Here is a 1,545-nt window from a genome sequence, read left to right as displayed (position 1 = left end):
TCGCTGTTCGCTTGCCAGGGCCGGTCACACCCTGCCCGCCCTTGTGACCCCGGACGGTACTGTCGACTTCCTCGACCTGCCGGCCGGCCCCCCGCTGGGCGTGGGCGGTCTGCCCTTCGAGGCCGCCGAGTTCGATCTGCCCGAAGGAAGCGTGCTCGTCCTCTATACCGACGGACTTCTTGAAACCCGTGACCGCGACACGGACGCGGGCCTGAGCACGTTGCGACACGCTCTGGCCCATCCAGCACTGTCACTGGAAACCCTCTGTGACACGCTGCTTGCAGCCATGCTCCCGGACTGTCCCAGCGATGACGTCGCCCTGTTGGTCGCCCGGACGCACGTCCTCGATGCCAGCCAGATTGCGATGTGGGATCTGCCGGCGGATCCGGCTGTCGTCGCAGGTGCCCGCGACCAGGCATCCCGCCAACTCGCCATCTGGGGGTTGGAGGAAGCCACCTTCATCACCGAGCTCGTCGTCAGCGAACTGGTCACCAACGCCATCCGCCACGCCCAGGCTCCGCTCCAACTGCGGCTGATCTTCGACGGCAGTCTCATCTGTGAGGTCTCCGACGCCAGCAGCACGGCTCCACACCTGCGCCGGGCGCGCGTGCTCGACGAGGGCGGACGCGGCCTGCTCCTCGTTGCCCAGCTCACCCGGCGTTGGGGCACCCGCCATACCCGTAGCGGTAAGACGATCTGGGCTGAGCAGCCCCTTGCCGTAGGGCCTGCCCCGACGGGGCCTGCCTTCACCGGCTGACGTCATGGCGGTATGCCCTGGTGCCTGGCCGGTGGCAGCGCCACCCCCACCAGGCGGTGCATCGAGCGGCAGTGGTTAAGTAGCACCGCAGCTGGGTGGGGCGATAAGAACCGAATGGGGTACGCGTCGAGCGCGCGTGGGTGACGGAGGTTGGATGAGCCGGGCCGGAACGTTCCAGTTTCGGATGGTGGCGGTCGGCGCTGCGGTGTGTCTCACGTTCCTGACCGCAGCGTGCGGCGGGTCGACGTCAACCGCCGTGCGGGACGCATCGGTGACGGTGGCGCCGCCGAGCCCGCCGCCGACAGGTCTGCCCACCGACCTGGACCTGACGTCCTCACCGACACCGACGGTGTTTCCGACGGACAGTGCGACGGCGACGGCCAGCGCCAACCCGTTCAGTAATTCGATCATCCCGGCGAACTTTCCGTTCCCGGACGGATCGACCCACACGCTCACCGGTAGCAAGCCCACCGACGCGACGATCAGCTTGAAGGGAGTGACCCCGGCCGCGGCGGCGGACTTCTACCGAAAGGCCCTGCCCGGCATCGGTTACAAACTCTTCCAGCAGTCCGTGTCCGACGGACGAAACAAGGTGACTTTTGTCGGGCACAGTCAGAGCGTCGAGATTCTCGCGGGTGGCACCGCCACTCCCAATCTCATTGTGATCGTGTTTACCCAATGCAGCACCGCCGTGCAGGGGGCGGCGATTCCGACGCGTCGAAGTGACCGGGTCGCGTGCCAGTGAGAATGCTCGGTTTCACCCGGTCATAGCGCGACCGGCCCGGAGC

Annotated in this window: 2 protein-coding genes; both read left to right on the top strand. The window is 67.1% G+C overall.

Translation table 11 applies throughout. From position 1 onward, the window contains the following. The coding region (locus U9980_RS24010; RefSeq protein ID WP_322770006.1) for an ATP-binding SpoIIE family protein phosphatase at positions 1-757 on the top strand (757 nt) is incomplete at its 5' end. Positions 758-911: 154 nt separating this feature from the next. Beyond that, the gene (locus U9980_RS24005) at positions 912-1,502 is read left to right on the top strand and encodes a hypothetical protein (protein ID WP_322770005.1); all 591 of its coding nucleotides are present in this window, start codon (positions 912-914) and stop codon (positions 1,500-1,502) included. Positions 1,503-1,545 lie beyond the last annotated feature (43 nt).

It is taken from the genome of Protofrankia sp. Cr1 (assembly GCF_963555865.1).
Lineage (GTDB): Bacteria > Actinomycetota > Actinomycetes > Frankiales > Frankiaceae > Protofrankia.
The sequence above is the reverse complement of the archived record's forward strand: the minus strand, read 5'-3'. Positions and strand labels throughout refer to the sequence as shown.